Raw genomic sequence first — 26,970 nt, 5'->3', positions numbered from 1 at the left:
AATGTATGTTAACGAATTGCGCGTCATTGCATGTGTGTCAGGGGCTACAATGAGGGGTGGTGCATTAACGCGCAGTTACAGAGTGCAGCTGTTAATCAAGGCAGGTAGTGAATAACTCCACAAGCCATTTCTCTATCCAGCTGTCGCCGCGCAGATTTTCGATAAAGCCGCAATGCCCGCCATGGCGGGTAACCTGAATTTGCAAGGGTACTTCCGCAGCAATATTGCTAACATCGGCGACGGGAATAATTGGATCATCGGCGGCCAGCACCAACCAGGCGGGCATGCTCAGGTTGATCAGGCGCTTGCCAGACAAAGCGTAGGCAGCAAAATACTCTTCCGCATCACGGTACGGCGTGTGCGCAGGAATAAACATTCTATTGATATCATCCAGTCGACGCGCCTTTTTCAGGTCATCGCCATATTCCAGTTGCGGAAAATGCTGTAGTTTCCTGTGCAGTGATCGCGTCCACTTCCTGAAAAAATATCGCTCGTAGACAAACCAGCCTTCGTTCAGGGCGCGCATGGCATTGCAAGGTTCGATCGGGGCACACACAGCCGCCACTGCGGTAATTCCCAATTCTGCACCGGCGTCGGCGGCGATGCGCAGGGCAAAACTGCCGCCCAGGGAGTAGCCGGCCAGGCAAACCCAGGGGTAGCTGCGCATAGCGAGAAAGTGGCCTATGGCCTCGCTCGCCTCCCCGGTCAGGGTTGAATTGAAAAGCCCGGGGTTGAGGTGATGGGAATCACCGTGATCCCTGAGATTGAGTCGCAAGACGTCGAAACCCATATTCAGCAGGGTTGCTGCGGTTGTCAATTGGTAGCTGGATTGGCTGGATCCCTCCCAGCCGTGTATCAGCACCACCAGCGCGCCCTTGCCGACCGGCGCGCGGTCGAAATCAGCCAACAGCTTGACCCCGTCCTTTGCCTCCAGGGTCAGTCGCTGACTCTGCAGTGACCTGGCGATTTTACCGGCGCGATGCTTTTTCGGACCCTGACTATTGAGGATGGTTTGCACATGGCCATTGCGCAGGTACCAGGGTGGCCGGAAGTTGTCACGATCAAAGTCCACTGCCCGGTTACAACTTGCCAGCCTTGTCCAGCACCTGCTGTCGGTGCTCCTGCGCCGCCCTGGCAACCGTGCCCGCATTGCCGGTTTCCAGCCAGCGGCGGATGCGCCCGGCATCACCCAGCGGCGAGCGCTTGCCAAAGGAGTTCAGCAACACAAGGCCCACGGTCCTGTCGTCCATTTCAGTGACCATCACCAGGCAGCGTCCGCTCTCGGTCAGGTAGCCGGTTTTGGTGAGTGATACCTGCCAGCGCGAACTGCTGACCAGCGGGTTGGTGTTGCCATAGCCGAGGCGGTAGCGAGGCTTGCGAAAATTGATAGTGAACTGGCGGGTGGTGGAATACTCTCGCAGCAACGGGTAGCCGTAGGCTGCCACCAGCATAACGGCCAAATCCGCGGCCGTGGCGCGGTTTTCGATCGACAAACCGGTGGGATCGGCAAAATGGCTGTTTTCCATACCCAGCGCTTTGGCCTTGGCGTTCATGGCCGCGACAAAAGCCGGCAGACCACCCGGGTGGTGCAGGGCCAGGTTAAAAGCAGCGCGATTTTCCGAGGACATCAGCGCCAGGCGCAGCAGGTCCCGGCGACGGGCCTGGGAGGTGACGCGAATGCGTGAAAAGGCGTTTTTTTCGAGATCGCCGGTCCAGTCGCGAATCTCCAGCCACTCATTCAATTCGGCAGCTGAATCCAGTACCACCATGGCGGTCATCAGCTTGGTAATGGACGCCACCGGCAACTGAATGTCATCGTGTTGTGACAACAGCGTCTCGTCCCGCTCCAGATCCACCACTACAGCGCTTACGGAAGCCAGATTTACCGCTGCTGGCGTGCTGGCGTGGAGGCCAGCTGGCAGGCAAGCCAGCAGCAGCCAAATGGTTCGAACCCCTAACTGGAAATAACCACTCATCTAATCAATTTCTCTTAAAAACGTAAAACTACTTCTCTTAAACGCCTAAACCGGGCGCCTTGTGCTAACATCGCACGTTTATCAGCTATTGTGCTGGCCCCTGCCGACAGTAGCGGATCAAACTACCTGCAGATGCAAGAAAACCCCAACATGCCTGCCCCCAATGACACTTCTATTAGCCCGGTAGTGTCGATGTCAGGCCGTGGTTTTGCCCTAAGGAGGTCCCTTCATGCCTGACCCCGCCCTGACACCCATGCAGTTGCTGCAAGCCAGCAGCGGCGACTATCGCTTGAAAGACCCAAAAACCGGCAAACTCCTGTACGACTATCACTGGAAGCGGATTATTACCGCGCTGGTACTGGTACTAATTTTGTTGGTCGCCAGTGTCTATGCAATTAGCCTTGTCCTGGTTGATGAGAAAACAACCTCGCAACCGTTCGCCACTGAGGCAATTAGGGATTCCGGCGCCAAGCAGCCTTCGGCCAGTGTAGAGGCCGCAACTCCAAACTACAACCGCCCTGAGGTTGTTGTGGATGCGCCACCCGCCGCCAGCAACCCGGTATTCTACCCGCAATCGGTGCAGATTCTGTCGCCGAATGTGGCCAGGTTTATCCTCTGCAGCGGAGTCGAGGAACTGGAGCCGGTTGGCGGCCTGCAGGATATTAAGCTGCACAACGATTCACCCGCCCGGCTGTTCGCCTATTCCGACGTCAATAATATTAAGGATGAGCACCTGAGCTACGTCTGGAAACACCGGAATCGCATTGTCAATACGGTCAATATCGGGGTCTGGTCGAATCGCTGGCGCAGTTACGCCAGCAAGAATATCGAGCAGCGACTGGCCGGTGATTGGCAAGTGGAACTGCGAGACAGCAGCAATCGCCTGCTGGCAAAGGCCGGGTTCACGTTTGAGCCGGGAAACTGAGGACCGAAAATCGAACCATAGCACCTGAAATAGGCAATGGAATATTTATCTGCCTGGCGAAATTCACACAGACTGGAGATAACAAATCATCACCGGCTGCGAGAACAGGACCTGGATGTCTCCTTTTCATCGGCCGTTACCGAGCATGAATCCAGTGATGCAGCGGGTAGCTTGCTCGGCGAGGAATCAAACAGCTTCTGGCGCGAGCATAAATCGGCAAAAAGTAAATGCGATAAGAATCGAAAAGGTAAACGTAATGCGGTTATCTTCACAGTAATGCAGCGCGTCAAAATTTATAAACTCACTACCGCAGTCTGTATCGAGCCCCTGTAGACGAATTGGCAACAAGTCATCAGCAACCCGTAGGCCATCGATTACATCCTGGGCGCTTTTCCGAAGCTCAGTACCGTTCAATAACCGGCAAGCATATTTCCCCTCATAGTGGGTGGCAGCAACAAATCCATCCAGTACTTTACCTTTCCCCAGCCAGTCGGCATCGAGGTAACTCTGGCGGATACCTGCCAGCATTTCCCGTCTGGCGGTGAAACTCATCAATCTGCTCATCTAAGGCCGCTGCCACACCCGTGACAAGTAGTGTGATTTCTAGTGAGCTAACGCACTACTATTGTCAACAAAAAACAGTAGACAATAAATCGGTGTCCCTATACTATTCACTGATGATTCGTGTCGGAAGCGAGGTGTGTATGTCGATCACGACCAGCCTGGAAACGGCCCTGCATGCGAACTGGCCGGTAATTTGATGAACGTCGGTCAGAAGTTTCATTGGGAAATGTTGAGAAATTGCGGTCTCCAGGCATTAGTTTGTCTGCTCTTGCCCCTCAGTTGCGCGGCGCTTGATTCGAGCAGTTTGGAATCGCCCCATGTGAGGAGCGGCTATATCGGTAAGGATTGGGAGTCGGTGGAAGTTATCTCCCGGAATCGGATGCCCACACGGGCAGTCCCCTATTCCTATAGCAGTGTTGACGCAGCGCTTAGCTTGAATCGTGAACGCAGCGACTATGTCAATCTCAATGGCGAGTGGCAATTTCAGTTTCAGTATGATGACGAGGAAATTGACCTGGCCTATGTCGCACCCGGCTATGATGCCAGTGAGTGGCAAAGATTGCCCGTTCCGTCCAGCGTTGAACTCTTTGGTTTTGATATTCCTTTTTACACCAATACCCAACTACCTTTCTATTCAGGAGGCGGTATCAATCCGCTACCTGATACCTCGCCTAAAATAGCGCGGGCCAACCCCGTCAGTAAATATATTCGTCATTTTGATTTGCCAGCTGGTTGGCAAAAGAAACAGGTAATTCTGCACTTTGGCGGTGTTTCATCGGCTTTTTATGTCTGGGTAAATGGACAAAGAGTTGGATACAGTCAGGGTAGCCGCCTGCCGGCCGAGTTTGATGTTACGGACTACGTCAGACCCGGTACAAATAAATTGGCCTTGCAGGTTATGCGCTGGAGCGACGGGAGTTATCTGGAAGGGCAAGACATGTGGAAATTGAGTGGGATTCACCGTGAAGTTTTGCTGCTTGCCCGCCCGAAGATTGCCATAAAGGATTTTTTTGCCCGTCCCGTACTGAGCGCTGACTATCAATCAGCCGAACTTCGTATTCGACCATTTTTGACGATTAGCGATAACCGGCAACTGGAAGGCTGGCGGCTTGAAGCTCAACTGTACCATGACGATAAAGCAGTCCTATCCAAACCGGTAACTGTCTCGGCAGATCAGGTGATGCAGCAATATCCGCAGCGCGAAAACATTCAATTTGATTTGCTCAACCTTAAAGTAGCTACGCCGCTACTCTGGTCGGCTGAGCAACCCAACCTGTACACCCTGGTACTGTCGTTATTCGAGCGCGATGGCGCGCTGGTTGAGGCGAAAAGTAGTCGAGTTGGATTTCGCGACGTGAAGATAGACGCCGCTACGGGTGAGCTGTTGGTCAATGGCCAGAGCATTAAGATTATCGGTGTGAATCGTCATGACCATCACGCAGTGCGCGGCAAGGCATTAACGCGCGCGGATCTGGAACAAGACGTGAAGTTAATGAAACAGTTTAACTTTAACGCTGTCCGCACCGCGCACTATCCCAACGATCCGTATTTTCTCGATTTGTGTGACGAATATGGTTTGTACGTCATGGATGAAGCCAATGTCGAGAGCCATTTATTTGGCGGCCAGTTTGCTAATGACCCTGCCTGGCTACCCGCCATCATGGATCGGATAACTCGCATGGTTCAGCGCGACAAAAACCATCCGTCGATAATTGCCTGGTCTTTGGGAAATGAGTCGGGAATGGGGCCCGCCCATGCCGCCGCTGCGGGTTGGATACATGATTTTGATCCGAGCCGATTTGTCCACTACGAAGGTGCGCAAGGATTGCCCGAACATCCGGACTTTATCCAGCCTCCACGGGGTTGGTATTGGGTGCCAGAGGAAATGGAGGCGCTTGGGCGCGTGACGCCAATGGCTAACCCAACCGATCCTCCTTACGTTGATGTCATTAGTCGCATGTATCCGAGTATTGACTACCTGAAAGGGCTATCTGACAGCCCCTACATTAAACGCCCCATACTCATGTGTGAATATGAGCACGCAATGGGCAACTCCCTGGGTAATCTGGATGAATTCTGGCAGCTTGTCTGGCAGCGAAAAAATTTGATTGGCGGATATATTTGGGACTGGATGGATCAAGGACTGGAGCATGCCACGCCGGAAGGGGTGAAGTACCTCGCTTACGGTGGTGACTTTGGCGATGTTCCCAATTCCGGGGCATTTAACCAAAATGGCATTGTTGACTCCTATGGCAGGCCGAGCCCCGAGCTTTACCATGCCAAGTATGTTTTTCAGCCAGTGCAATTCAAGGCGCTGGATCTGGCAAATGGCCAGGTGGCTATCACTAACCGATTGTTCCACACCAATTTAAGTCAATTCGATTTTAACTGGCAGATGTATGCGGACGGTGAGGTTATTGGGCAAGGTAAAATTGGCGAAATTGACCTGGCGCCCCAGGCGACCACAGCGATTCAGCTCGAGTACGTCAAACCGAGACTCGCCCCAGGGGTGCGTTATTGGCTACGCTTGTCTGCAGTAACTCGCAATACGAAAGACTGGGCACCGGCAGGTCATGAAGTCGCGAAGGAAAAATTTGAGCTACCCTGGAGGATCGCGAAAAAAGCGCAAACACTGCCAAGCGGCCCTGGCCTGCAAACTACGGATACCGAAGCTGATCTAACACTTGCCAATTCGAGGGTGAAGGTCGGCTTTGATAAAAAGTTGGGGGCTATGAGCAGCCTTGAAATTAATGGCCATTCAATTATTGTTGCTCCGATGAGACCAAACTTTTGGCGAGCACAGACAGACAATGATAAGGGGGCGTGGATGTCGCACCAAAAGCTTGCTTTTTGGAGAGATGCGGCGGACATGCTCGAAGTGAAAAGCTTCAGGCACACGAAAACCAATCAAGGCGCTAAAGTCGAAATCGTTCAGGGTTATCAAGATAAAGTGCATCTGGTACACCGCTATTTGATTAGCGGAAAAGGAGACATCAGCGTCGAGCTGAGTCTCAAGGCAGATAAGAATTTGCCGCCAATGAAACGCTTGGGTATGCAAGTCGGTATTGCTAACGCATTCGACAGCGTTGCCTATTATGGCCGGGGGCCCCACGAAAACTACTCTGACCGAAACTCAAGCGCAGAAATAGGTGTGTATCGCGCGAGCGTTAGCGAGATGATATACCACTATATGGTTCCACAAGAGAATGGTAATCGCACCGACATAGACTGGTGGCAACTTGAAGATGATCAATCTGGAATGACTATTAGGGTCGACGGCGAGCAGGCCTTAAGTATGTCCATCTGGCCCTGGTCGCAGAAGAATCTGGATGAAGCAAAACATACCTATGACCTGATTGAGCAGGGCTTTCATACGCTGAATATAGATCTGATTCAATCGGGCCTAGGAGGCACTGATTCGTGGTCAGCCTTGGGCGCACCGCTGGAAAAATATCGGGTCAAGCCCGGCGAGTATAACTATCAGTTTACTATCGGTATTGTGAATCAATAAAACCACACGAAAAAAAACCGGCTGGTGGACTGTCGATCCCATCTGAGCGTTGGCTCAGCGGCACCTTGCTGCAGTTATTGTTCACCATCCGCTCAGCAGGCAGCATGCATGACAGTGAAGATTGGGTTTTTCCTGATTTCATTAACTGGCGGGAGGGGAGTGGAACCGGTATCCCGGAGGGAATTAATCGTTATGACTGGTAACTATCAGCGCAAGTTGGCGTTCGCATTCATCGCAGTGTTCGCAGTAGCAGTTGCATTTTCCGGGCAAGCTCTGGCAGAAAAAAAGTTGATGTTTGCTCATGTGTATGAAGTAGGGCATCCGCTACACAAGGGTGCATTAATGGCAGCAGAATTGTTTAAGGAGCGCACCAATGGACGTTACGACATGCGGGTGTTTCCGGCCTCGTCGTTGGGAAAGGAAAACGCATTGAACGAATCCCTGTCGTTGGGAATTGTGGATGTCATTTATACGGGAGCCGGTTTCGCCGGATCGATCTACGGCCCCATCTCTATCACCGACTTTCCTTTCACCTTGCGGGGTATAGACCACTGGAAGGCCTACCGGGACAGTGGCCTCTTTAAAGAGCTGGCACAGGGCTTTTCCAGGGCAAGCGGTGGCAACGAAGTGATGGCGATCAGCTACTACGGTGCACGACACGTGACTGCGAACAAGCCGATTTTATCCCCCATCGACATGAAGAATCTGAAAATCCGGGTACCAAATGCACCGGCTTATGTCCTCTTCCCCAAAGCAGTCGGAGCAAATCCAACGCCAATGGCATTTGCCGAAGTGTATCTGGCGCTTCAGCAAGGTGTGGTTGACGCCCAGGAAAACCCATTACTGACTATTCAGGCAAAGAGACTGTTTGAAGTTCAATCTCACATCAGCCTGACTGCTCATATTACCAATTCAACCCTGACGGTGGTGTCCGGGTACAGGCTATCGCAAATGACCGGGGAAGATCGCGCGATTCTATTCGACGTATTGCGAGAGGCATCGTACTGGGTAACGGAGCAAGTTATACAGACCGAGCAAAAACTCGTACAGTGGTTTCGTGATCGGAATGTCGAGGTTGTGGAGGTCGATCGCGCACCTTTTATTGCCGTAGTGGAGCCTGCCCTGATGGGCGGCAGTATGCCTTTCAGTAAAGAGGTGTTGCTGAGACTGCAGGCCATAGAAGAGTAGAAATTTTCTATTTCTCTCAGCGTTGAGAGCGTCTCGTCGGTATGGATGCGACCCAGGGGATCGTAAATTATGTCAAAACCAACAACAGATAATAAAACTGGCGATATGGAGAGAGATGCCGTAGACAACGCGATTGAGTCAGTGGAAGAAGTGTCGGATGATATCACTGACATACGGATCTACGACATTCCTGTGCTTGTCATCTTCGTCGCACTCTTCTTTATAGTCGCACTGCAGTTTTTTACCCGCTATGTACTCAATGACAGTCTCGGTTGGACAGAAGAGATTGCGAGGTATTTGCTAATAGTTCTGGGGTTTCTGGGTTCCGTTACCTGCGTGCGCAAGGGCAGCCATATTTACCTGGAATTTTTTTATCGTTACCTGTCCGCCAGAATGGCCAAGTGGTTGACCGTGACCGTGGAGTCCAGCGTGGCCGTATTCTTCAGTTGCATAGGAATCCTGGGTATCGAACTTGCACAACGCACCCATGCACAGCGCATGGTATCAGTCGACCTGCCCAAAAGTATAATTTACTACACAGTGGTGGTTGCCTGTTTTGCCATGGTGATATTCGCTGCCGTGCGAGCGTATCGCTACACCCGAATTCCGGCTGAGCAGGTCATGGCTGAAAAATTGAACCAACTACCAACTGAAGAAATTTAGGTGTTGTCCCCATGGCTCTATTGATAATGTTTATTCTGCTCGTCGTCTTTCTTGTACTCGGGGTGCCCGTTGCGGTTTCCCTGGCGGGTGCGTCACTCATCTACATCGTTATTGACGAGATGCCAAGCGTTGCGGTGGTGCACAGCATGATCAATGGCATCGACAGCTTCCCACTTCTGGCTATTCCGTTTTTTATCCTCGCCGGCCACTTAATGAATACTGGCGGAATCACTAACAAGATCTTTGCGTTTGCCCGTTCGCTTGTCGGCTGGATGCATGGCGGACTGGGTCATGTAAACGTTGGCGCCAGCGTAATCTTCGCGGGTATGTCAGGTGCTGCCGTGGCCGATGCCGGTGGCCTGGGAAATGTAGAAATCAAGGCCATGCGCGATGCGGGCTACGACAGCGATTTTGCCGTCGGTGTCACCGCGGCTTCATCGACGATTGGCCCTATCATTCCGCCGTCATTGCCTCTGGTTATCTTTGGCGTGATGGCCTCTGTCTCGATTGGTGAGTTGTTCGTGGCAGGGCTCGTGCCCGGCTTGATGATGGCGGGAGCACTTATGGTCATGGTGGCCTGGTACTCGCGTCGCCGGGGTTATCCGCGTGATCGTAACTTTGATTTGTGCCGGGTATGGCACACATTTAAAGCAGCATTTTTACCGCTATTGACCCCGGTCATCATTGTGGGCGGGATCGCGACGGGCGCGTTCACGCCTACAGAAGCTGCTGTTGCGGCCGCTACCTACGCGCTTTTTCTCGGGGCCGTCGTTTACCGCACCCTGTCCTGGCGTCATATTCTGCGGGTGTCAATGGATACTATAGAAACATCAGCGGCAATCCTTCTAATCGTTTCGGCAGCGACAATATTTGCCTGGATTTTAACCGCGAATCAGGTGGCAGGCATACTCGGCGATTCATTGCTGGGGCTGACGGATAACCGGTTGATCTTACTGCTGATTATCATGTTCATGGTGCTATTGGTGGGCCTGTTCATGGAAACGATTGCGGCGATCACTATTCTGGTACCGGTGCTGATGCCGATTGCGGACAGTGTGGGTATCGATCCCGTGCATTTGGGAATCCTGGTTATTCTCAACCTGATGTTGGGTTTACTGACGCCGCCTATCGGCATGGTGTTGTATGTATTGTCGAAAGTGTCCAATGTGAGCTTCGAGCAATGCGTCAAGGCAACCATGCCATTCCTGGTACCTCTGGTCATCGTACTGCTGTTGATCACGGTGTTTCCGCAGATCTCACTCTGGCTTCCTCACTTGCTATTTAGATAGCCGGCAATTCAGTTGGCCAGCGAATATAGGAGTATCGCTGGCTGTGGGGCGACACCTCGTGCTTTTCGGTTTGATTTTTCGTATCTGAGATTGGTTATTTAGCAGGTCGAAATCGAATATGAAAAATCAGAAAAACAAGCTCTCTATTCTGATTGCCGTCTGCTCCTACTCCTCCTGTTGCCACGGCTCGCACCTGGGGCGGATCTCACCAATCACAAACATGGTGATGTACCCACCTTTATGTCAGCGATGTATAAGTGTGTATAGACGCCCCATAACGCACCCAAAATTATCAATAGTTAACAATCGATAATATACAATAATTGTTTTGCCTGATAAAATGTTACGAGGTAACGGCGCCTGTCAATGCACACCAGGATGGACATGTTTCTGGAAAAATGTCCCCTGATGGCAATTTTACGTGGCATTACATCGGAGGAGGTGCCGGATTTTACGGGAAGTCGTGGTTTCTCCCAATACCTGCGTAGAGGTTATTGAGGCGACGTTGAATTAAGGGTTGTAAGTTTTGCCCGGTTGCCTAACTCCAACGGAAGCATTTGCAGTCATAAAAGCGGGGGCAGAGCAGATTAAGATTTTCCCCGGGGTGCACTTACTTCGCCCATGGTGGACAGAGTTGTCTGCTATTTCCAGCAGAGCAATTCGTCAGGGTTGTAAGCACCGGAAATTTTCAATGTTCAAAAGTGGCAAATTGATGATGAAGCAAGCACTCTGGATGGCACTGTTAATCTGCGTGAAAGCAACCGCAACAGGCGCAGCACCTCAAGCAGATGAATTATTTGCGGAAAAATGTGCATCGTGTCATGGCGCTGATTTATCCGGAGGTATGGCTGGATCATTGCTGGATGAGACGTGGTTGGTGGATGGGACGACCGAAACGCTTGCGCGCATCATTTCTGAGGGCGCCACTGCACGTGGCATGCCCGCATGGGGAAATTCGTTGTCGCCCGCTGAGGTACGGTCACTGGTTATTTATATTGCAGAGCAGCGTCACAACTTCCATCAGGATGGGCAACGCGATGATACGCGATCAAATGTCCTGACTTCCATGGGTCACACCTTTCGTATTGATACCCTGCATATCGCTGACGAAATATTATGGGCCGTTGAGTATCTGCCTGATGGGTCCATGCTCGTAACTCGAAGAGATGGGGCGTTATTGCATATATCAGCCTCTGGCAAGCTGATTGAAGCAGTTAAAGGCCTTCCTGAGATATGGCACCATGTTCAGGGTGGTTTGCTCGACATCACACTTCATCCCGACTACAAAAACAACGGCTGGATCTATTTGGCCTACGCGAGTACGAAAGACGGTAAAAAGGGTAATGCCAAGATTGCACGGGGAAAAATCAAGGACGGGTATTGGATCGAACACCAGGATATTTTCGAAGCTGATGTGACGACTCATACGGATTCAGGTCGTCATTTTGGGTCAAGAATTATTGTTCATAATGGTTATGTCTATTTTTCAACTGGCGATCGCGGGGATCGCCCTTCAGCGCAGGATTTGGATTCGCCCAATGGAAAGATATTCCGTTTGCATGAAAACGGTGGTATTCCTGAGGACAATCCATTCGTCGATGCAGATAACGCGTTACCCGGAATTTGGAGCTATGGTCATCGTAATCCGCAGGGCATGGCCATCGAAGCAAACACAGGTTTAATTTGGGAAACGGAACATGGGCCACGAGGTGGTGATGAGCTTAACGTGATCAGGCGTGGAATAAACTATGGTTGGCCAGAAATTACCTACGGCATGAATTATGACGGTACACCCATCACACATGAAACCGCGAAGGAGGGTATGGAGCAACCTAAACATTATTGGGTACCCTCTATCGCACCGGCGGGTATGGCGTTCTATACCGGTGATATGTTTACAAAATGGAAAGATAAATTGCTGGTGGGTGGATTGGGAATTCAAGACTTGCAGATGTATAGCGTCGAGAATGGTGAAGTGATTAGTTCAGATATAATTTTGACTGATCGCGGCCGAATTCGTGATATTAGTGTCGCTCCTGATGGCAGTATTCTCCTGGTTGTCACTATCGACGGAAAGGGGCACATTTTAACTCTCGCTGCACAGTAAGGCGCTTTGCGCCGCAGTGGCCGGGAGTCCGAGCCGTTTTCAGGGCATAAAAAAAGCCTTAATCCGTGGGTCAGAGCTTTTGAATTGGAGCCCAGGAGAGGACTTGAACTTCCGTGGTCACTTGAATAAAGATAATAAAAACAACAAGATATGAGTGGCGATAACTTCTGCGTTCCACTCACGTTCCATAGGCATTATTTTGTTAGCGCGGATTAGTGTGTGATGCTGGCTTAGACGTTGAATGCACTTGCCATATTCCGCTGTTCACTTCGGCTAATATTGATAGAGTTTGCCACTGTTTCCCAGCGGGCAACACTAGTCAGCACTTCTTCTTTTATAAGCTGAGCCTCTGATGTGCTGAGTTGGAAAAATTCGATAACGTCCATCGCCAGTTCATAGCTAAGGCTGTTGTCGTCATCGGTGATATTCAGGTGCAGGCCATTAGCGGGTGTGACCGGGTTGATGTCGTAGGCGGGGGATAGTAACCAGCCACCATTGCTGTAAATGAAACCATGGTTTCTCAAGTGATCATCCGTATTCGAAACGGCGATATTAAATATAATGCGTCGCCATAATTGTGCCAGGTCTTTTTTTGTGTTGGCTCCATGTTCAGTAAGAAACTGAGCCAGCTCCAGATAGCTTGCGTCATAATCACCATCATAGTATCCAAGCTGGGTCATGGCTGAAGTGAAATGTAAGCGGCTGTCTGGCGTGCGATCAAACCGCTTGGTCAAAAATGTATGATGAGAGCTGTTGAATTTATCAATCCGGCATTCTGCCATCTGAATATCGGCACCAAGGGCCAATTGGTTAACAACAAATTCCCAGGCGGCAATGTCATGATCATCGTGCTGGCTGGGAAATTTGGCAATCCACAATTGTTTGTTTTCATCGACAACGCTGGCTTTGGGCCGAGCCCCACCCAGAGAGGAGCCCGGAGACATCAGCATGGTTAACCACTTTAAGTATTCAGGTTCGTCTGTATTGCTGTTGGCTTCAACTCGTTGAGCCGCGTATTCGAGATCTCGTAGCGAAGAAATAGGTGGTGCCGCCAGTTTTTCGTCATTATCCAGAAACGCCCCTTTCATGTCTCGCTTGAATCGCAATGCCCCCAAACGGTAATAGTCATGGACGCCCAGTAGGTAATCTATTTCGTAGAGTACATTTGGCCGGCGTTCTTCCTGGCGGGCAATAATAGCTTCGCGGCGCTTCATGAGCAGTCGGCCCCAGCGGTCTGGGCAGGAATCCAGAAAGGTTCTGAAGTTTTTGGCGTCCGCGCTGTGTTGCTCTCCCGAATAGAGATTTAAGTCTGGATCGATTTTTTGCGCATAGGGAGACTGCAGCCAATCGTTGTCGTAGTGAAAGCTAAAATGCTCTTTATTTTTGATGGCAGAGGATCGCAGAGTACCCACTAGAGTAGGTTCATCAAACTCTTCCCAGTCAGCAAAGACATAGGCTGCCGTACTCATTGCTATTTACCTTTTTTTTTGCTCATCAGTTTGATGTCCTGGAGTTTGCGGCCGAGTTCATCGTCATTGGCAACCCTCGCAAAATCGTCCGTTAATCCCAGAACACTGAGGACGGCGACATAGTGACCGATGGAAACTTTAGGATCCCCATGTTCAATCTTGCGAATAGTCAGACGGCTTAACCCGGTTCTCTCTGAAATCAGAACTTGGGTATATCCTCTGCGTTTACAGGCCAGTTTAATGTTGTCGCCGAGTTGCTCTAAAACCTTCCTGTTTTTGGGGAAGACTACAGCACTTCGCTTTTGATCGGGCTCTAATTTGGGCATTACAGCTACCAATTTGTCAAATTATGATAAGTATAGTGCCCACTTAAATTAAAGTAAATGTAATTTGTGACACCTCTGCTTATCTTTATCGCTAGATATGGTAAGCAGAGGTGTCGCTCACTACTGGAGGGGGGAGCTGTCGGTGGGGGTGCCCAGGAGAGGGTGAGCCAGGCGTTTGCAAAGCATCGCTTTGCGCCGCAGTGAACGCCGCCGATCTGTGATCGGTGGCCGGGAGTCCGAACCGTTGTCAGGGCATAAAAAAAGCCCCGTTCCTGAGAACGGGGCCTTCTGAATTGGTGCCCAGGAGAGGGTGAGCCAGGCGTTTGCAAAGCATCGCTTTGCGCCGCAGTGAACGCCGCCGGTCTGTGATCGGTGGCCGGGAGTCCGAACCGTTGTCAGGGCATAAAAAAAGCCCCGTTCCTGAGAACGGGGCCTTCTGAATTGGTGCCCAGGAGAGGACTTGAACCTCCACGCCCTTGCGAGCACTAGCACCTGAAGCTAGCGTGTCTACCAATTTCACCACCTGGGCATAACGGGTTGTCCCCGTTAAGGCCGCGCATAATAAATACCTCGGCCGGTGTTGTCAATTGCGGATTGGCACAAAGTGCAAGATTTTTTACTGGCGCCGGATTGGCTGCGTTACCAGGGGCCGGTAGGCCTGGCAACAAACGGGTTGCTTGTTGCCAGGCAAGCTTCACTCAGCGTCTTTTGGGGCTGGTGGAGCTTTGGGGGCGGCAGGTTTCTTCGCCGGGGCTTTTTTGGCCGCTGGAGCCTTTTTAGCCGCGGGAGCCTTCTTGGCGGCCGGAGCTTTTTTAGCGGCTGGCGCTTTCTTGGCTGCGGGAGCCTTTTTAGGCGCTGCTGCTTTCTTGGCGGCCGGAGCCTTTTTAGCGGCAGGAGCTTTTGCGGCGACCGGGGCTTTGGGGGTTGGCGGGGCTTTTTTCGGTGGGGTGGCTGCCGGTGCTGCGGGCTCTACGGGCTTGGGTTTTACTGCGGCTGCCGGTTGCGCCATTGGCTGCGGGGCTGGCTTGGCGGCGGCCTTTTTGCCGGAGCGCTTTGAGGCCAGGGTTTCACCAACGTCGTGGGCGGCTTTTTTCAGGGTGTTGAGGCTTTCTTCCAGGCGTGAGGTGCCGCTTTTGAGGCTGTCCTTGACGCTGTCAGTCTGCTTTTCGGCTTCGGATTTCAGATCTTCTACGGCCTTGTCCAGGGCGGCGCGGATGTCGGCTGCGGTTTTCTCGAACTCCTCCCGGGAGTGCTGGATGGCCGCTTCGCTGGTCTCACGCACCTTGGCAATATAGTGTTTGTTGACTTCGAGGCCCTTGTCGAGGGTTTTTTTGTTAAGATCGATCGTGCTCTTGACCACCGCTTGCAATTCGTCGATATACTCCTTCAGGGGGGTACCGAAATCACTGCGCAGGGCGTTGGCGCGGTCGTGGACTTTCTTGAAGCGCTCTTCAATCGTTTTGTTGATTTCCTCCAGTTTGGAAGAAATTTTTGCTGAGTAGGATTTTTTGGCCATCGTCTATTTTCTCCTGCTGGATTATTCGGGTCAGTTACCGGACCCATAACAACACAATTTAGTGGTTATATATAGAAATTGCATACTAAACTAGGCTGCGAAACTTAATCTAAATTCTCGACTGCCTTCGAGAATGGTAGCAGTATATCCCTTCCTGCCGTCCAGGTGCGGCATACACAGGAATCAATTATGAAAAAGAACGAACCTACGGTCTTGACCAGCTTGGAAAACCGGGTCCTGACCATCACCTTGAATCGGCCGCAGGCGCGCAACTCGATTAACGGTCAATTGACGGTATTGCTGCACCAGGTCGTGAGTGCCGCCGCCAAGGACGACCAGGTTGGCGCCATCGTGCTGACCGGTGCCGACAAGGAATTTTGTGTCGGCAGTGACATTCATGCCATGGGCGGAAAGTCCCGCCAGTCCGGCAAGCGCGGTATGTCCAGCGAGCGCCTGCTGCAGCTGGGGGCTGAGATCAGCATGCTGTTGCACAAGATGCCAAAGCCGACCATTGCCATGATTCGCGGCACCGCCGCCGGCAGTGGTTTGTCACTGGCCGCGGCCTGTGATTTTCGCTTTGCCGACTGGTCGGCGAAGCTCTGTTTTGCCAACGGTAATATCGGCCTGAGCGGGGATTTTGGCGGTGCCTACTTCCTGCAGCAATTACTGGGGGTGTCCCAGGCGCGGGAGTTCTGTCTGCTGACGCCAAAAGTGCCGGCCCAGGAGGCTGCCAGCATGGGTCTGGTGACCCGCTGTGTGCCCGATGAGGAGCTGGAGCAGCAGGTGTACGGTGTCGCTCGACAGCTGGCAATGGGGCCCGCCGAGGCCCTGGGCCGGATCAAGCAGAACCTCAATATTGCCATTACCAAGCCGCCGACCGATTATCTCCGGCAGGAGGTGACAAGTTTTATGCGCTGCCGCAGTTCAGCCGAGCACAAGGAGGCGGTCAGCGCCTTTATCGAGAAGCGCGAACCGGTGTTTTACCCCGATAAATAGGGAGCTGGGGTCTCAAGCAGGGTTGGAGTTTGGTCATTGTTGCCCTGTCGTCATCCGCCAGTGCGGCAGTCTGGTCGGGGCAGCAGCGGGAGGTGCTCCTGAGGCGCCCGCTGCTGCCCGACAAGCTTGACTCTCTCAGCGTGACCCTCGCAACACAACTCTCTCAACGGGACCCTCGCAAAGAGGAGCTACGTACAATGAAAAAAATCCAGAACTTCATCAACAATGAAATGGTGACCAGCACCAGCGAACGCCTTGCACCGGTGTACAACCCGGCCACCGGCAAGGTAATCGCCGAAGTCCCCATGTCCACGGCGGCCGAAATCGAGCAGGCGGTTGCCGCGGCCAGTGCCGCCTTTCCCGAGTGGGCGGCCACCAGTCCGCTGCGTCGCGCCCGCATCATGAACCGCTTTCGGGATCTTTTGGAGCAACACGCCGGCGAGCTGGCAAGCATCATCAGTGAAGAACACGGTAAGGTGCACTCCGATGCCCTCGGTGAAGTGACCCGCGGCCTGGAGGTAGTGGAGTTTGCCTGCGGCGGCCCGCACTTGCTGAAAGGGGAAGTCAGCGAAAATATCGGCACTGGCATCGACAGTCATTCACTGCGCCAGCCGCTGGGGGTGGTGGCCGGCATTACCCCGTTCAATTTCCCCGCCATGGTGCCCATGTGGATGTTCCCGGTGGCGCTGGCCTGTGGCAATACCTTTGTTTTGAAACCGTCAGAACGGGATCCCTCCGCGGCGCTGTTGTGTGCCGACCTGGTCCGCCAGGCGGGTTTCCCGGCCGGTGTCTTTAACGTTGTCCACGGCGACAAGCAGGCCGTGGACGGGCTGCTGGCGCATCCGCAGGTAAAGGCCCTGAGCTTTGTCGGCTCCACACCCATCGCCAGGTACATCTACGCCACCGGTGCCAGCCACGGCAAGCGGGTGCAGGCCCTGGGTGGGGCCAAGAACCACATGATTGTCATGCCCGATGCCGATATGGGCCAGGCGCTGGACGCCTTGATGGGGGCCGCCTACGGTTCCGCCGGCGAGCGCTGCATGGCCATTTCGGTGGTGGTTGCGGTGGGTGACCAGGTGGCCGATCGCCTGCGCGATGGCCTGGTGGAGCGATTAAAAACCCTCAAGGTGGCGCCGGGCACTGATCCGCAAGCAGAAATGGGGCCGCTGGTAACCGCCGAACACCTGGCCCGGGTGCGCAGCTTCGTCGACGCCGGTGAGCGCGAAGGGGCTGAACTGGTGGTGGATGGCCGCGGTTTCAAAATGGAGACTGAAGGCTATGAGGACGGCTTCTATATCGGCGCCAGCCTGTTCGACCGGGTCACTGACCAAATGAGTATCTACCGCGAAGAAATATTCGGGCCGGTGCTGTGCATTGTGCGCGTCGACAGCTACGCTGAAGCGGCGGCGCTGATCAATAACCACGAGTTTGGCAACGGCACGTCCATCTTTACTCGCGATGGTGACGCCGCGCGCAATTTTGCCCACGAGATCCAGGTGGGTATGGTGGGTATTAACGTGCCGATCCCGGTGCCCATGGCGTTCCACAGCTTTGGCGGCTGGAAGCAGTCGCTGTTTGGCGACCACCATATGCACGGTCCGGAAGGGGTGCGCTTCTACACCAAACTGAAAACCATTACCCAGCGCTGGCCCACCGGGATCCGCGCTGGCGCGGACTTCGTCATGCCGACGATGGAGTGAGACCACGCTTTTACCAGGCCCTTTATATTCCCATTATAAAGGGCTAGCATCAGGAGCTTTCCAAGCACAAACAAGCTGACCCTGTAAACAGAACGTCTACGCCGTTTCAAACGCATTATTAACAATAATCGGGTGAACTCAAATGGCATACGTGATTACCGCGGCCTGTGTGGCGGACTCCTCCTGCGTTGACATTTGTCCGGTCGACTGCATCGGGCCGCGCCCCGACGACCCCGCCTACGACGACACCGAACAGCTCTATATCGATCCCGCGGCCTGCATCGACTGTGCCGCCTGTGTCGATGTGTGTCCGGTGCTGGCCATATACGAAGCCGGGGCACTGCCGCTGAAGTGGCAACACTACGCCGCCATCAACCGCCAGTATTTCCGCGAGTCCGAGTCGTGAAAGCCGCGGCAGAATGGCGGGTGGCGGTGGTGGGGGCGGGCCCGGCGGGCCTGTACGCCACCCGGCACTTGCTGGACCAACCAGAGTTGAATTTCGAGGTGGATGTGTTCGAGCGCCTGCCAACCCCCTGGGGCCTGGTGAGGGCCGGGGTGGCGCCGGATCGGCCAGAGAAGAAGCGCATTATCGAGCGCCAGTTCAACCTCACTCTGGGCGACTCCCGGGTACAGTATTTTGGCAATGTCGAAGTGGGCCGCGACGTGCGCGTGGCCGAGTTGCAGGCCTGGTACGATGCGGTCATTTACGCCGTCGGCGCCAGCAGTGATGTGCGCATGGGCATCCCCGGCGAGGAGTTGCCGGGGTGCTGGGCGGCGCGGCAGTTTGTCGGTTGGTACAACGGCCACCCGGACTACAGCCAGTTGCAGTTCGACCTGTCCTGCCGGCGCGCGGTGGTGGTGGGCAACGGCAATGTGGCCCTCGATGTGGCGCGGATCCTGATGCAGCCGCTGGCGGCGCTGCAATCGACGGACATTGCCGAGCACGCATTGGTGACTCTGGCGGCCAGTCGTATTGAGGAAGTGGTGATTCTCGGCCGCCGCGGCCACTTCCAGGGCGCGTTTCACAATCCCGAACTGGAAGCGCTGGCCGAGTTGCCGGGGGTGGATGTCCTGGTGGATGCAGACGAGTTGCCGGCGGCCAATGAAGTGGTGATGGACGGTGCCGACTGGGCCACCCGCCGTAAGGTGCGCACCTTGCAGCAACTGGCGGCGCGTCCTGCTTCCGGGGCCCGCAAGCGCATCGTGCTGCGCTTTCTGACCTCGCCGGTGGAAGTGCTGGGAGCAGACAAGGTGGAGCAGTTGCTGGTGGTGCGCAACCACTTGCAACACGATGCCCGGGGGCGTTTGCAGGCGCGCCCCACCGAAGAGGAATCGATTCTGGATACGGGGCTGGTGTTGCGCGCCATCGGCTACCGCAGCTACCCCTTGTCGGGCTTGCCGTTTGACGAGCGCCGTGGGGTGATTGCCAATCTCGACGGTCGGGTGACGGAAATTCCCGGCGCCTATGTCACCGGTTGGAGCCGGCGCGGTTCGCGGGGCATTATCGGCAACAACAAAAAATGCGCCCGCGACACCGTTGCCAGTTTGCTGGCGGACCTGCAGGCGGGCAAGTTGGCCTGCGCCACCCTGACCGGGAAAGAGGTGGTCAACCAGCTCAACAACCGGGCCATCGATTGGGTGTCCTACAGTGACTGGCTCTACCTTGATCGCCTGGAGTGCGAAGCCGGCTGTGCCCAGCAGCGGGCGCGAGCCAAACTGACCAGCATCGAGCAGATGCTGAGTCGGCTGGAAGAGCGCAAGGCACAACTGCCGAAGGACTATTAGTGAGTACTGGCAAGTAGTAATGGCAAGCTTTAACCGGAGGCCATAAGCCAGGTTCGCGCAAACCAATGCCGAACAACTGGCGCGTCGCAACGTAAAAAATGGGCCGCCGGGGCGCTCTGGCGGTGCGAACAAGGCGGATTGACGCTTTTGTTGCTAAATAGCGCGAAAACTCAGCGTGTTTACCGGTTTACTGGTTATAAGGTCACGCTTTTCCGGTATAGTTGGGGGTTACCGGCAACTAACTGCCAAGCCACACAGGATCCTATTTTGACCAAACGCAAGCAAACCATTCGCGACCCCTATGAGGAACGTGAAGCCGAAAAATACCAGAACCCCATCCCCAGTCGGGAATATATTCAGGAGGTACTGGAACAGGCAAGCGGCCCCATGACTCACGAAGCGCTCTGCGACGAACTGGGATTGACCGACGAAGACTCCATCGAGGCGCTGCGTCGCCGCCTGATCGCCATGTCCCGGGACGGGCAGTTACTCAGCAATCGCCGCAAAGGTTACGGCGTGATCGACAAAATGGGCCTGGTGCGCGGCCGCGTCCAGGGCCACCGCGACGGCTTTGGCTTTGTGATTCCTGCCGATGGCAGCAGCGACCTGCACCTCTCCTATCGCCAGATGCGCGGCGTGCTCGACGGCGACGAAGTGCTGGTGCGGGAAACCGGCAGCGATTTCAAGGGCCGCCGTGAAGGCAGCATTGTCGAGGTGCTGAAGCGCAACACCAACCAGGTGGTGGGCCGCTATTTCAGCGAGAGCGGTATCGACTTTGTGCGCCCCGACAACCCGCGCCTGTCACAGGATTTTATGATTCCATCCGGGGCCGGCAAAGGCGCCCGGCGCGGCCAGTTTGTCACTGTCGAAGTGACCCAGCAGCCGACCCGCAACGGCCCGCCAGTGGGGCGCGTGCTGGAAGTGCTGGGTGATCATATGGCGCCGGGTATGGAGATCGATGTGGCCATCCGCTCCCACGGCATTCCCCACCTGTGGCCCAGCGAGGTGCAGGCGGAGGCCAAGCAGCTGCCCCAGGAAGTGGCGGAAGCCGACAAGCAGCACCGGGTCGATTTGCGCAAGTTGCCGTTTGTCACCATCGACGGCGAGGATGCCCGGGACTTCGACGATGCGGTGTTCTGTGAAAGCAAAACCTTTGGTGGCTGGCGCTTGTATGTGGCTATCGCCGATGTCTCCCACTACGTGCCGGTCAACAGTTCACTGGATCACGAGGCCCAGGTGCGCGGCAACTCGGTGTATTTTCCCGACTACGTGGTGCCGATGTTTCCCGAGGCCCTGTCCAACGGTCTCTGTTCCCTCAACCCGCAGGTAGACCGCCTGGCCATGGCCTGTGAAATGACTGTGTCGTCGTCGGGCAGTGTCAGCCGCTTTAAGTTTTACGAAGCGGTGATCCACTCCCACGCGCGCCTGACTTATACCCAGGTGGGCGAGGCACTGGCGGGTCAGGTCGGGGAAAAAACCAGGCCGGTGCTCAAGCAGTTAAAAGAATTGCACCGTCTCTATGGGGCCTTCCGCGGCGCCCGCAACAAGCGCGGTGCGATCGACTTTGAAACCGTGGAAACCCGCATTGAGTTCGATGAGAACCGCAAGATTTCACAGATCGTGCCGGTGGTGCGCAATGACGCCCACAAACTGATCGAGGAGTGCATGCTGGCGGCCAATGTCTGCGCCGCCCGCTTCCTGGAAAAGCACGAGTTGCCGGCGCTCTACCGGGTGCACGAAGGGCCGCGGGAAGAGAAGCTGGAAAACCTGCGCACTTACCTCGGTGAACTGGGTTTGAGCTTGCCGGGCAAGGGCGAGCCAAAGCCGCAAAATTACCAGAAGCTGCTGCAGATGGTGGAGGGGCGCTCGGACAGCAACCTGATCCAGACCGTGATGTTGCGCAGCCTCAGCCAGGCCAAATACCAGCCCGATAACAAGGGCCACTTTGGCCTGTCCTACAGCGCTTACGCTCACTTCACCTCGCCCATCCGTCGCTACCCGGATCTGCTGGTGCACCGCGCCATTCGCCACGTGGTGCGCTCGGACAAATCCTCGCGCCAGGTGAAGCGGGTGCGCGGCGCCAGTGTGCTGGCGAAGAAGACTATCTATCCCTACGGCGTGGCCGATATGGCACAGATTGGCGAACAGGCCTCGCTGACCGAGCGCCGCGCCGACGACGCCACCCGCGACGTCACCAGCTGGCTCAAGTGCGAATACCTGCAAGACCATGTGGGAGCTACTTACGGCGGCGTGGTGGCGGGGGTTACCAGCTTTGGCCTGTTTGTGGAGTTGAAGGATCTCTACGTGGAGGGGCTGGTCCACATCACCAACCTGCCCCACGATTACTACCACTTCGAGGCGGCCCACCACCGCTTGATCGGTGAGCGCAGCGGCCAGGTATTCCGGCTCGGCGACGAGCTGACGGTGCAGGTGGCGAGCGTCAATCTCGACGACCGCAAGGTGGACCTGGAGTTGGTCAGTGTCGGTACTCGCAACCGCAAGGATTCCGCCGACAGCAAGAAGATCAACACCCGGGGCAATCGCGCCCGCCTGGCCGCCGCCGATGGCGAGAAGAAGTCCGGCAAGCGCGGCGACAGCCGTAAAAGCGGCAGCAAAGGCGGGAGTCGAGGTGCTGCTGCTGGTAAAGGCCAGGCAGCGTCCAAGGCAAAATCAGGCTCCAAGGCCCAGGCACCCAAGACCAAAGCAGCACCTAAGGCAAAAGCAGCACCCAAGGCAAAAGCTGCAGCCAAGGCGAAATCCGCTGCGCAAGCCGAGGCCACCCCGAAGTCGGGCAAGTCCCGGCGCTCCCGGCGCGGCAAGTCTGGCTCCGGGGCGGCCAAGCAGGGTAGCTAGTGGGTAGCTAGTCCCCGTTTACCCAGGCTGTTGTTTTGTCATCCCCGCGCAGGCGGGGTCCAGTAGTGGTAAAGCGATCAAAAGTAACAACCAAGCCGTCATCCCCGCGCAGGCGGGGATCCATAGGGTTCAAGCAGTTACTGGAATGTGGCACACCGGCCCGCCACCTGCGCGGGCATACCAAAAACGGCGTTTCTGGATAGACACCAGCTGGCTTTTTGACCGATCCCAAACTCAAACCACCCGGGGTTTCCACCCGGCAACAGACTGACTCGAGAGATAGCGTGGCAAAACTGGAATCCGTATATGGCCTGCATTCAGTGCAGGCGCTGCTAAAGAGTGCGCCGCAGCGCGTCAATGAAGTGCTGGTGCTGCAGGGGCGCCAGGACCAACGCCTGCAGAAAGTGTTGCAGGCGGCGGCCAGCGCCGATATCAAGGTGCGCCAGGTGAGCCGCAAAGAGCTGGACAAACTGGCCGCCGAGGGCAACCACCAGGGGGTGGTGGCCATGAGCTTCCCCGGTGAGCTGCACGATGAAAAATTTCTCTACCAGCTACTGGAAACACTGCCGGTTGACCCCCTGTTACTGATACTGGACGGGGTCACCGACCCGCACAACCTCGGCGCTTGCATGCGCAGTGCCGAAGCCGCCGGCGTGCACGCGGTGATTGCGCCGAAAGACAATTCCGCCAGCCTCACCCCGACCGCACGCAAGGTATCCTGTGGCGCCGCCGAAGTGCTGCCCTATATTCCGGTGACCAACCTGGCGCGGGTAATGAAAAAGCTGCAGGAACTGGGGGTGTGGATCAAGGGTGCCGCCGGCGAGGCGGAGCAGTCGCTCTACCAGGCGGACCTGCGCGGGCCGCTGGCACTGGTGATGGGCGCCGAGGGCGACGGCATGCGCCGCCTGACCCGGGAATGCTGCGACGAATTACTGCAGATTCCCATGGCCGGCGAGGTCAGCAGCCTGAACGTGTCGGTGGCCACCGGGGTGTGCCTGTTCGAGGCGGTGCGGCAGCGGCAGTTGGGATAGGGATAATGCCTGGGGCCGATAGGCAGGGCAGAGCTGGTTGAGCTTGTGGGCTCATGGGTTTTGGTTTCAGGTGCCGTCAGGGCAAGATTTGGTGCAGGTGTTAGATGAGTGAACAGCCGCGTTACGGCAAGGGCGACGCCACCTACAAAGCCGCGGGCGAGTACCCGGGTATTCTCAAGCTGGTGCAGCGCTTCTACTATTATATGGACAGCTTGCCGGAGGCGGCAGGTATTCGTGCCCTGCACGCGCCTGACCTGAGCGTCTCCGAGGACAAGCTGGCGCGCTTTCTTTGTGGCTGGACCGGCGGCCCGACCCTGTACCGGGAGAAGTACGGCCCGATTCGAATTCCCGCGGCGCATAAACATCTGCCAATCGGTACTGTGGAGCGCGATGCCTGGCTGTTGTGCATGGAGAGAGCGCTGCAGGACCAGGACTACCCGCAGGATTTAAAGGATTACTTGCTCAAGCAGTTGGAGGTGCCGGCGGAGTTCTGTCGCAACCGGGATTGACTGTCCGGCAGCATAATCGCCCGGGACATTGACCTCTTATTGCAATCATGTCTGGCCCTGCCACAGTCTCGAATGAAAAATGCCGCCATGATGGTGCGCCCCGCAGGGGTGGCCCCTACCAGGTTCAGGTAGCGGCTACGAAAGAACGACTATCAGTCCTTGTGGCGCGGCGAGCTCAGGCCTTGCTCAACTGCAGCAGGGCGTGCAGCAGCACATTGGCACCGGCGCTGATATCTTGGGGCGATGCGTATTCGGCTTCGTTGTGGGAGATGCCGTCCTTGCAGGGAATAAATATCATTGCCGTCGGCACGACACGCGAGACGTAGACCGAATCGTGGCCGGCGCCGGAGAACATCGCCTTGTGTTTGTAGCCCAGCGCAGTCGTCGCGGTTTCAATCGCATCAATACAGTCCTGGTTGAAGGATACCGCCGGGGAGCGCCACTCCTCGCGGATGTCGAACGCTAACTGGAGGGACTGGCAATGCCGTTCCACCAATTGGCGCAAGCGAGCCTCCATGGTATCCAGAGTCACCTGTTCAGGGTGGCGCAAGTCCACCGCCAGGGTCAGGGTTTGCGGCACGGTATTGCGTGAGCCGGGAGCGACCTGCAGGTCGCCGAAGGTGACCCGGGACCAGGGCTTGAACTCCTCCGCCAGGACGTAGAGATCCCTGAGGATAGGGTGCAGTGCCATAAAGGGGTCGCGGCGCTGCTCCATTGGCGTCGGCCCGGCGTGAACCGGTGAGCCGTGCAGGGTGAGGTCAAACCAGTTCATGCCCTGCACGCCCTGTACCACCCCGATAGTTAACTCCTCCTGCTCCAGGATCGGACCCTGCTCGATGTGCAACTCGATAAAGCCTTTAATCGGAAAGGGGGCGCAGTCGGCCGGGCCCAGATAGCCGATGCGCTGCAGTTCGTCACCGAGGCGGCAGCCCTCCTTGTCGCTGCGGCTGTGGCCGTAGTCGAGGCTGAACTCACCGCACCAGACCCCGGAGCCGACCATGGCCGGGGAGAAGCGCGCCCCTTCCTCGTTGGTCCAGACACTGACCTCGAGCGGGGCATCGGTTTCGATCTGGTGATCATTCAGGCTGCGGATCACCTCGAGCCCGGCCAGTACCCCGTAGACGCCGTCGAACTTGCCGCCGGTGGGCTGGGTGTCGAGGTGTGAGCCGGTTACCACCGCCGGCAGGTTGTTGTCGCGGCCGGCCCGGCGGGCGAAAATATTGCCCATCTTGTCGATGCGGATGCTGCAGCCGGCGGCTTTGGCCCAGCTCACAAACAGGTCGCGGCCCTGTTGGTCGAGGTCGGTGAGGGCCTGGCGGTTGCAACCACCCTTGGGGGTGGCACCGATCTCGGCCATGGTCATCAGCGTCTGCCAGAGGCGCTCGCCGTTTATCCGGGGCGACATCGCCTTATACCCTGTCTCTGCGCAGTGGCTGGCACATGCAGTGCAGGCTGCCGCCACCGGCTGAAATCATAGAAACGTCCACCGAAAATACCTCGAGCCCGTGGGCGCGACAAATCTCTTGCAAGCGGGTGGCCTCCTCGGGCAGCAACACCCGGTCGCCCCCCAGTGACACCACATTGCAGCCCATGTGCCGGATGGCATCGCGGAAAGAAATATCCACCACTTCGATGCCGTGGCCGGACAGCCACTGGATCAGCTCCGGTTCGACCGCATCCACACATACCGCGGCCAGGCCGTCGGTCAGCATGGAGCAGACGACGTCGATATGCAGGTAGAAGGGATCGAATTCGTAGCTGAAGAACTCCCAGCCCTCGGCTTCGAACCAGGCGGATACCTGGTCGATGGCGGCCTTTGAGGTGCGGTCGCCGGAATAGCCGCACAACACCACGCCGGGCTTGATCACCTGGAAGTCGCCACCCTCGAAGGTGCCGCTGGTGATCATGTCGTAGACCGGAATCTGCTGGCGCTGGTAGAAGCGCACGATCTCCGCGTATTCGCCGCGGCGCCAGTGGTTGGACATCTGGCTGACGATGGCACCCCAGGGGGTCATGACCGAGGAGTCGCGGGTAAAAATCTGGTAGGGCAGAGCCGGGTCGGGCTCGAGCATGTGCACCTTGACGCCGGCGGCTTCGTAGCAGGCGCGCATTGCGGCGTGTTGCCGGTATACCGCCTGCTGGTCAAATTTAAAGCCTTTGCGCAGTGAGCGGCGGGAGGTGGCGTTGCTGGCCAGCCACTGGAAGTTGTCCGGCGGGCCCAGTAGGACGTCGCGCAGGACGCCGGTTTCGGAGTCGATACCCCAGTCCTGCAATGGTGTGGTGCCGCCGCCCCGCTGGCGGTTCTGGAAGGTGAATTCAGTCATTGGCTAACACTCCAGAGTCTGCTGCAGCACGCCTGGTGCACGCCGCTGTAATCCGCTTCACGGTGTGATTCTCCAGGCAACGATTGCAGTTTTACACGGATTTGGCGCCGCGTGAACCACCGTCGATTGGGGGGCAACAGAAAAACACGCGCGGGGGCGCAGGGCCAGGTGCCGGTGGGCTTTGGGGATTGGATAAATTATGGCTGCTGCGCGTTTAGCGCGGATTTATCCGGGTTGT

Annotated in this window: 21 protein-coding genes, 1 tRNA gene and 1 pseudogene; 14 read left to right on the top strand and 9 right to left on the bottom strand. The window is 55.8% G+C overall.

Annotated elements, in window-relative coordinates; all coding sequences use genetic code 11:
• Window positions 1-91: 91 nt before the first annotated feature.
• Both G8764_RS21370 and pbpG read right to left on the bottom strand, forming a co-directional pair.
• Window positions 92-1,072 (bottom strand): alpha/beta fold hydrolase, encoded by a 981-nt coding sequence (locus tag G8764_RS21370; RefSeq protein ID WP_166168108.1) that lies wholly within the window; start codon window positions 1,070-1,072, stop codon window positions 92-94.
• A 7-nt stretch (window positions 1,073-1,079) separates the two neighbouring features.
• The gene (pbpG, locus tag G8764_RS21365) at window positions 1,080-1,976 is read right to left on the bottom strand and encodes a D-alanyl-D-alanine endopeptidase (RefSeq protein ID WP_166168106.1); all 897 of its coding nucleotides are present in this window, start codon (window positions 1,974-1,976) and stop codon (window positions 1,080-1,082) included.
• A gap of 229 nt (window positions 1,977-2,205) precedes the next feature.
• Between pbpG and G8764_RS21360 the strand changes: the two genes are divergently transcribed.
• The gene (locus G8764_RS21360; protein WP_166168104.1) at window positions 2,206-2,901 is read left to right on the top strand and encodes a DUF2914 domain-containing protein; all 696 of its coding nucleotides are present in this window, start codon (window positions 2,206-2,208) and stop codon (window positions 2,899-2,901) included.
• Between the two features lie 36 nt (window positions 2,902-2,937).
• A pseudogene (locus G8764_RS22640) lies at window positions 2,938-3,072 on the top strand (hypothetical protein); the annotation flags it as partial.
• A gap of 15 nt (window positions 3,073-3,087) precedes the next feature.
• Here the strand turns inward: G8764_RS22640 and G8764_RS22635 are convergent.
• Complete coding sequence (locus G8764_RS22635; RefSeq protein ID WP_243748949.1) at window positions 3,088-3,465, bottom strand: hypothetical protein; 378 nt, start codon at window positions 3,463-3,465, stop codon at window positions 3,088-3,090.
• A 136-nt stretch (window positions 3,466-3,601) separates the two neighbouring features.
• Between G8764_RS22635 and G8764_RS21350 the strand changes: the two genes are divergently transcribed.
• The 5 genes from G8764_RS21350 to G8764_RS21330 all read left to right on the top strand — a co-directional run bounded on the left by G8764_RS21350 (window position 3,602) and on the right by G8764_RS21330 (window position 12,223).
• On the top strand, window positions 3,602-6,976 hold the full coding sequence (locus G8764_RS21350) for a glycoside hydrolase family 2 TIM barrel-domain containing protein (RefSeq protein WP_207952027.1): 3,375 nt from the start codon (window positions 3,602-3,604) through the stop codon (window positions 6,974-6,976).
• Between the two features lie 192 nt (window positions 6,977-7,168).
• Window positions 7,169-8,164: a sialic acid TRAP transporter substrate-binding protein SiaP gene (locus tag G8764_RS21345; protein WP_166168101.1), complete on the top strand. Its 996-nt coding sequence runs from the start codon at window positions 7,169-7,171 to the stop codon at window positions 8,162-8,164.
• A 69-nt stretch (window positions 8,165-8,233) separates the two neighbouring features.
• Window positions 8,234-8,827 (top strand): TRAP transporter small permease, encoded by a 594-nt coding sequence (locus G8764_RS21340; protein ID WP_166168098.1) that lies wholly within the window; start codon window positions 8,234-8,236, stop codon window positions 8,825-8,827.
• An 11-nt stretch (window positions 8,828-8,838) separates the two neighbouring features.
• Window positions 8,839-10,116, top strand: coding sequence for a TRAP transporter large permease (locus G8764_RS21335; protein WP_166168095.1), 1,278 nt, complete (start codon window positions 8,839-8,841; stop codon window positions 10,114-10,116).
• A 691-nt stretch (window positions 10,117-10,807) separates the two neighbouring features.
• Window positions 10,808-12,223, top strand: a complete 1,416-nt coding sequence (locus G8764_RS21330) for a PQQ-dependent sugar dehydrogenase (RefSeq protein WP_166168092.1) — start codon at window positions 10,808-10,810, stop codon at window positions 12,221-12,223.
• 230 nt (window positions 12,224-12,453) lie between these two features.
• Here the strand turns inward: G8764_RS21330 and G8764_RS21325 are convergent, their stop codons facing one another.
• From G8764_RS21325 to G8764_RS22375, 4 genes are all read right to left on the bottom strand, one after another.
• Complete coding sequence (locus G8764_RS21325) at window positions 12,454-13,692, bottom strand: type II toxin-antitoxin system HipA family toxin (protein WP_166168089.1); 1,239 nt, start codon at window positions 13,690-13,692, stop codon at window positions 12,454-12,456.
• Window positions 13,693-13,694: 2 nt separating this feature from the next.
• Window positions 13,695-14,018, bottom strand: coding sequence for a helix-turn-helix domain-containing protein (locus G8764_RS21320; protein ID WP_166168086.1), 324 nt, complete (start codon window positions 14,016-14,018; stop codon window positions 13,695-13,697).
• A gap of 442 nt (window positions 14,019-14,460) precedes the next feature.
• Window positions 14,461-14,547: transfer RNA gene (locus G8764_RS21315), tRNA-Leu, on the bottom strand.
• 165 nt (window positions 14,548-14,712) lie between these two features.
• The gene (locus tag G8764_RS22375) at window positions 14,713-15,534 is read right to left on the bottom strand and encodes a hypothetical protein (RefSeq protein WP_207952026.1); all 822 of its coding nucleotides are present in this window, start codon (window positions 15,532-15,534) and stop codon (window positions 14,713-14,715) included.
• A 189-nt stretch (window positions 15,535-15,723) separates the two neighbouring features.
• Here G8764_RS22375 and G8764_RS21305 point away from each other — a divergent pair, with 189 nt between their 5' ends.
• The 7 genes from G8764_RS21305 to G8764_RS21275 all read left to right on the top strand — a co-directional run bounded on the left by G8764_RS21305 (window position 15,724) and on the right by G8764_RS21275 (window position 24,408).
• The gene (locus G8764_RS21305) at window positions 15,724-16,530 is read left to right on the top strand and encodes an enoyl-CoA hydratase-related protein (protein WP_166168083.1); all 807 of its coding nucleotides are present in this window, start codon (window positions 15,724-15,726) and stop codon (window positions 16,528-16,530) included.
• 197 nt (window positions 16,531-16,727) lie between these two features.
• Window positions 16,728-18,230, top strand: coding sequence for a CoA-acylating methylmalonate-semialdehyde dehydrogenase (locus G8764_RS21300; RefSeq protein ID WP_166168080.1), 1,503 nt, complete (start codon window positions 16,728-16,730; stop codon window positions 18,228-18,230).
• A 142-nt stretch (window positions 18,231-18,372) separates the two neighbouring features.
• Window positions 18,373-18,636 carry a 4Fe-4S dicluster domain-containing protein gene (locus tag G8764_RS21295; protein WP_166168077.1) on the top strand — a complete coding sequence of 88 codons (264 nt, stop codon included), beginning with the start codon at window positions 18,373-18,375 and terminating at the stop codon, window positions 18,634-18,636.
• A complete protein-coding gene (locus G8764_RS21290; RefSeq protein WP_166168074.1) occupies window positions 18,633-20,015 on the top strand; it encodes an FAD-dependent oxidoreductase in 1,383 nt (460 codons plus the stop codon). The genes G8764_RS21295 and G8764_RS21290 overlap by 4 nt, the downstream gene beginning before the upstream one ends.
• A gap of 267 nt (window positions 20,016-20,282) precedes the next feature.
• A complete protein-coding gene (gene rnr, locus G8764_RS21285) occupies window positions 20,283-22,868 on the top strand; it encodes a ribonuclease R (protein WP_166168071.1) in 2,586 nt (861 codons plus the stop codon).
• Between the two features lie 284 nt (window positions 22,869-23,152).
• Window positions 23,153-23,899, top strand: a complete 747-nt coding sequence (gene rlmB / locus G8764_RS21280; RefSeq protein WP_166168134.1) for a 23S rRNA (guanosine(2251)-2'-O)-methyltransferase RlmB — start codon at window positions 23,153-23,155, stop codon at window positions 23,897-23,899.
• A gap of 104 nt (window positions 23,900-24,003) precedes the next feature.
• On the top strand, window positions 24,004-24,408 hold the full coding sequence (locus G8764_RS21275) for a group II truncated hemoglobin (protein ID WP_166168068.1): 405 nt from the start codon (window positions 24,004-24,006) through the stop codon (window positions 24,406-24,408).
• Window positions 24,409-24,583: 175 nt separating this feature from the next.
• On the opposite strand, the gene G8764_RS21270 is transcribed toward G8764_RS21275, so the two are convergent.
• Window positions 24,584-25,813, bottom strand: coding sequence for a Zn-dependent hydrolase (locus G8764_RS21270; protein ID WP_166168064.1), 1,230 nt, complete (start codon window positions 25,811-25,813; stop codon window positions 24,584-24,586).
• Between the two features lie 4 nt (window positions 25,814-25,817).
• On the bottom strand, window positions 25,818-26,732 hold the full coding sequence (locus tag G8764_RS21265; protein ID WP_166168061.1) for a dimethylarginine dimethylaminohydrolase family protein: 915 nt from the start codon (window positions 26,730-26,732) through the stop codon (window positions 25,818-25,820).
• Between the last annotated feature and the right edge of the window lie 238 nt (window positions 26,733-26,970).

Origin of the sequence: Pseudomaricurvus alcaniphilus, assembly GCF_011440395.1 — a bacterium.
GTDB classification, from domain to species: Bacteria; Pseudomonadota; Gammaproteobacteria; order Pseudomonadales; family Cellvibrionaceae; genus Pseudomaricurvus; species Pseudomaricurvus alcaniphilus.
This window is presented reverse-complemented; position numbering and strand designations above follow the sequence as displayed.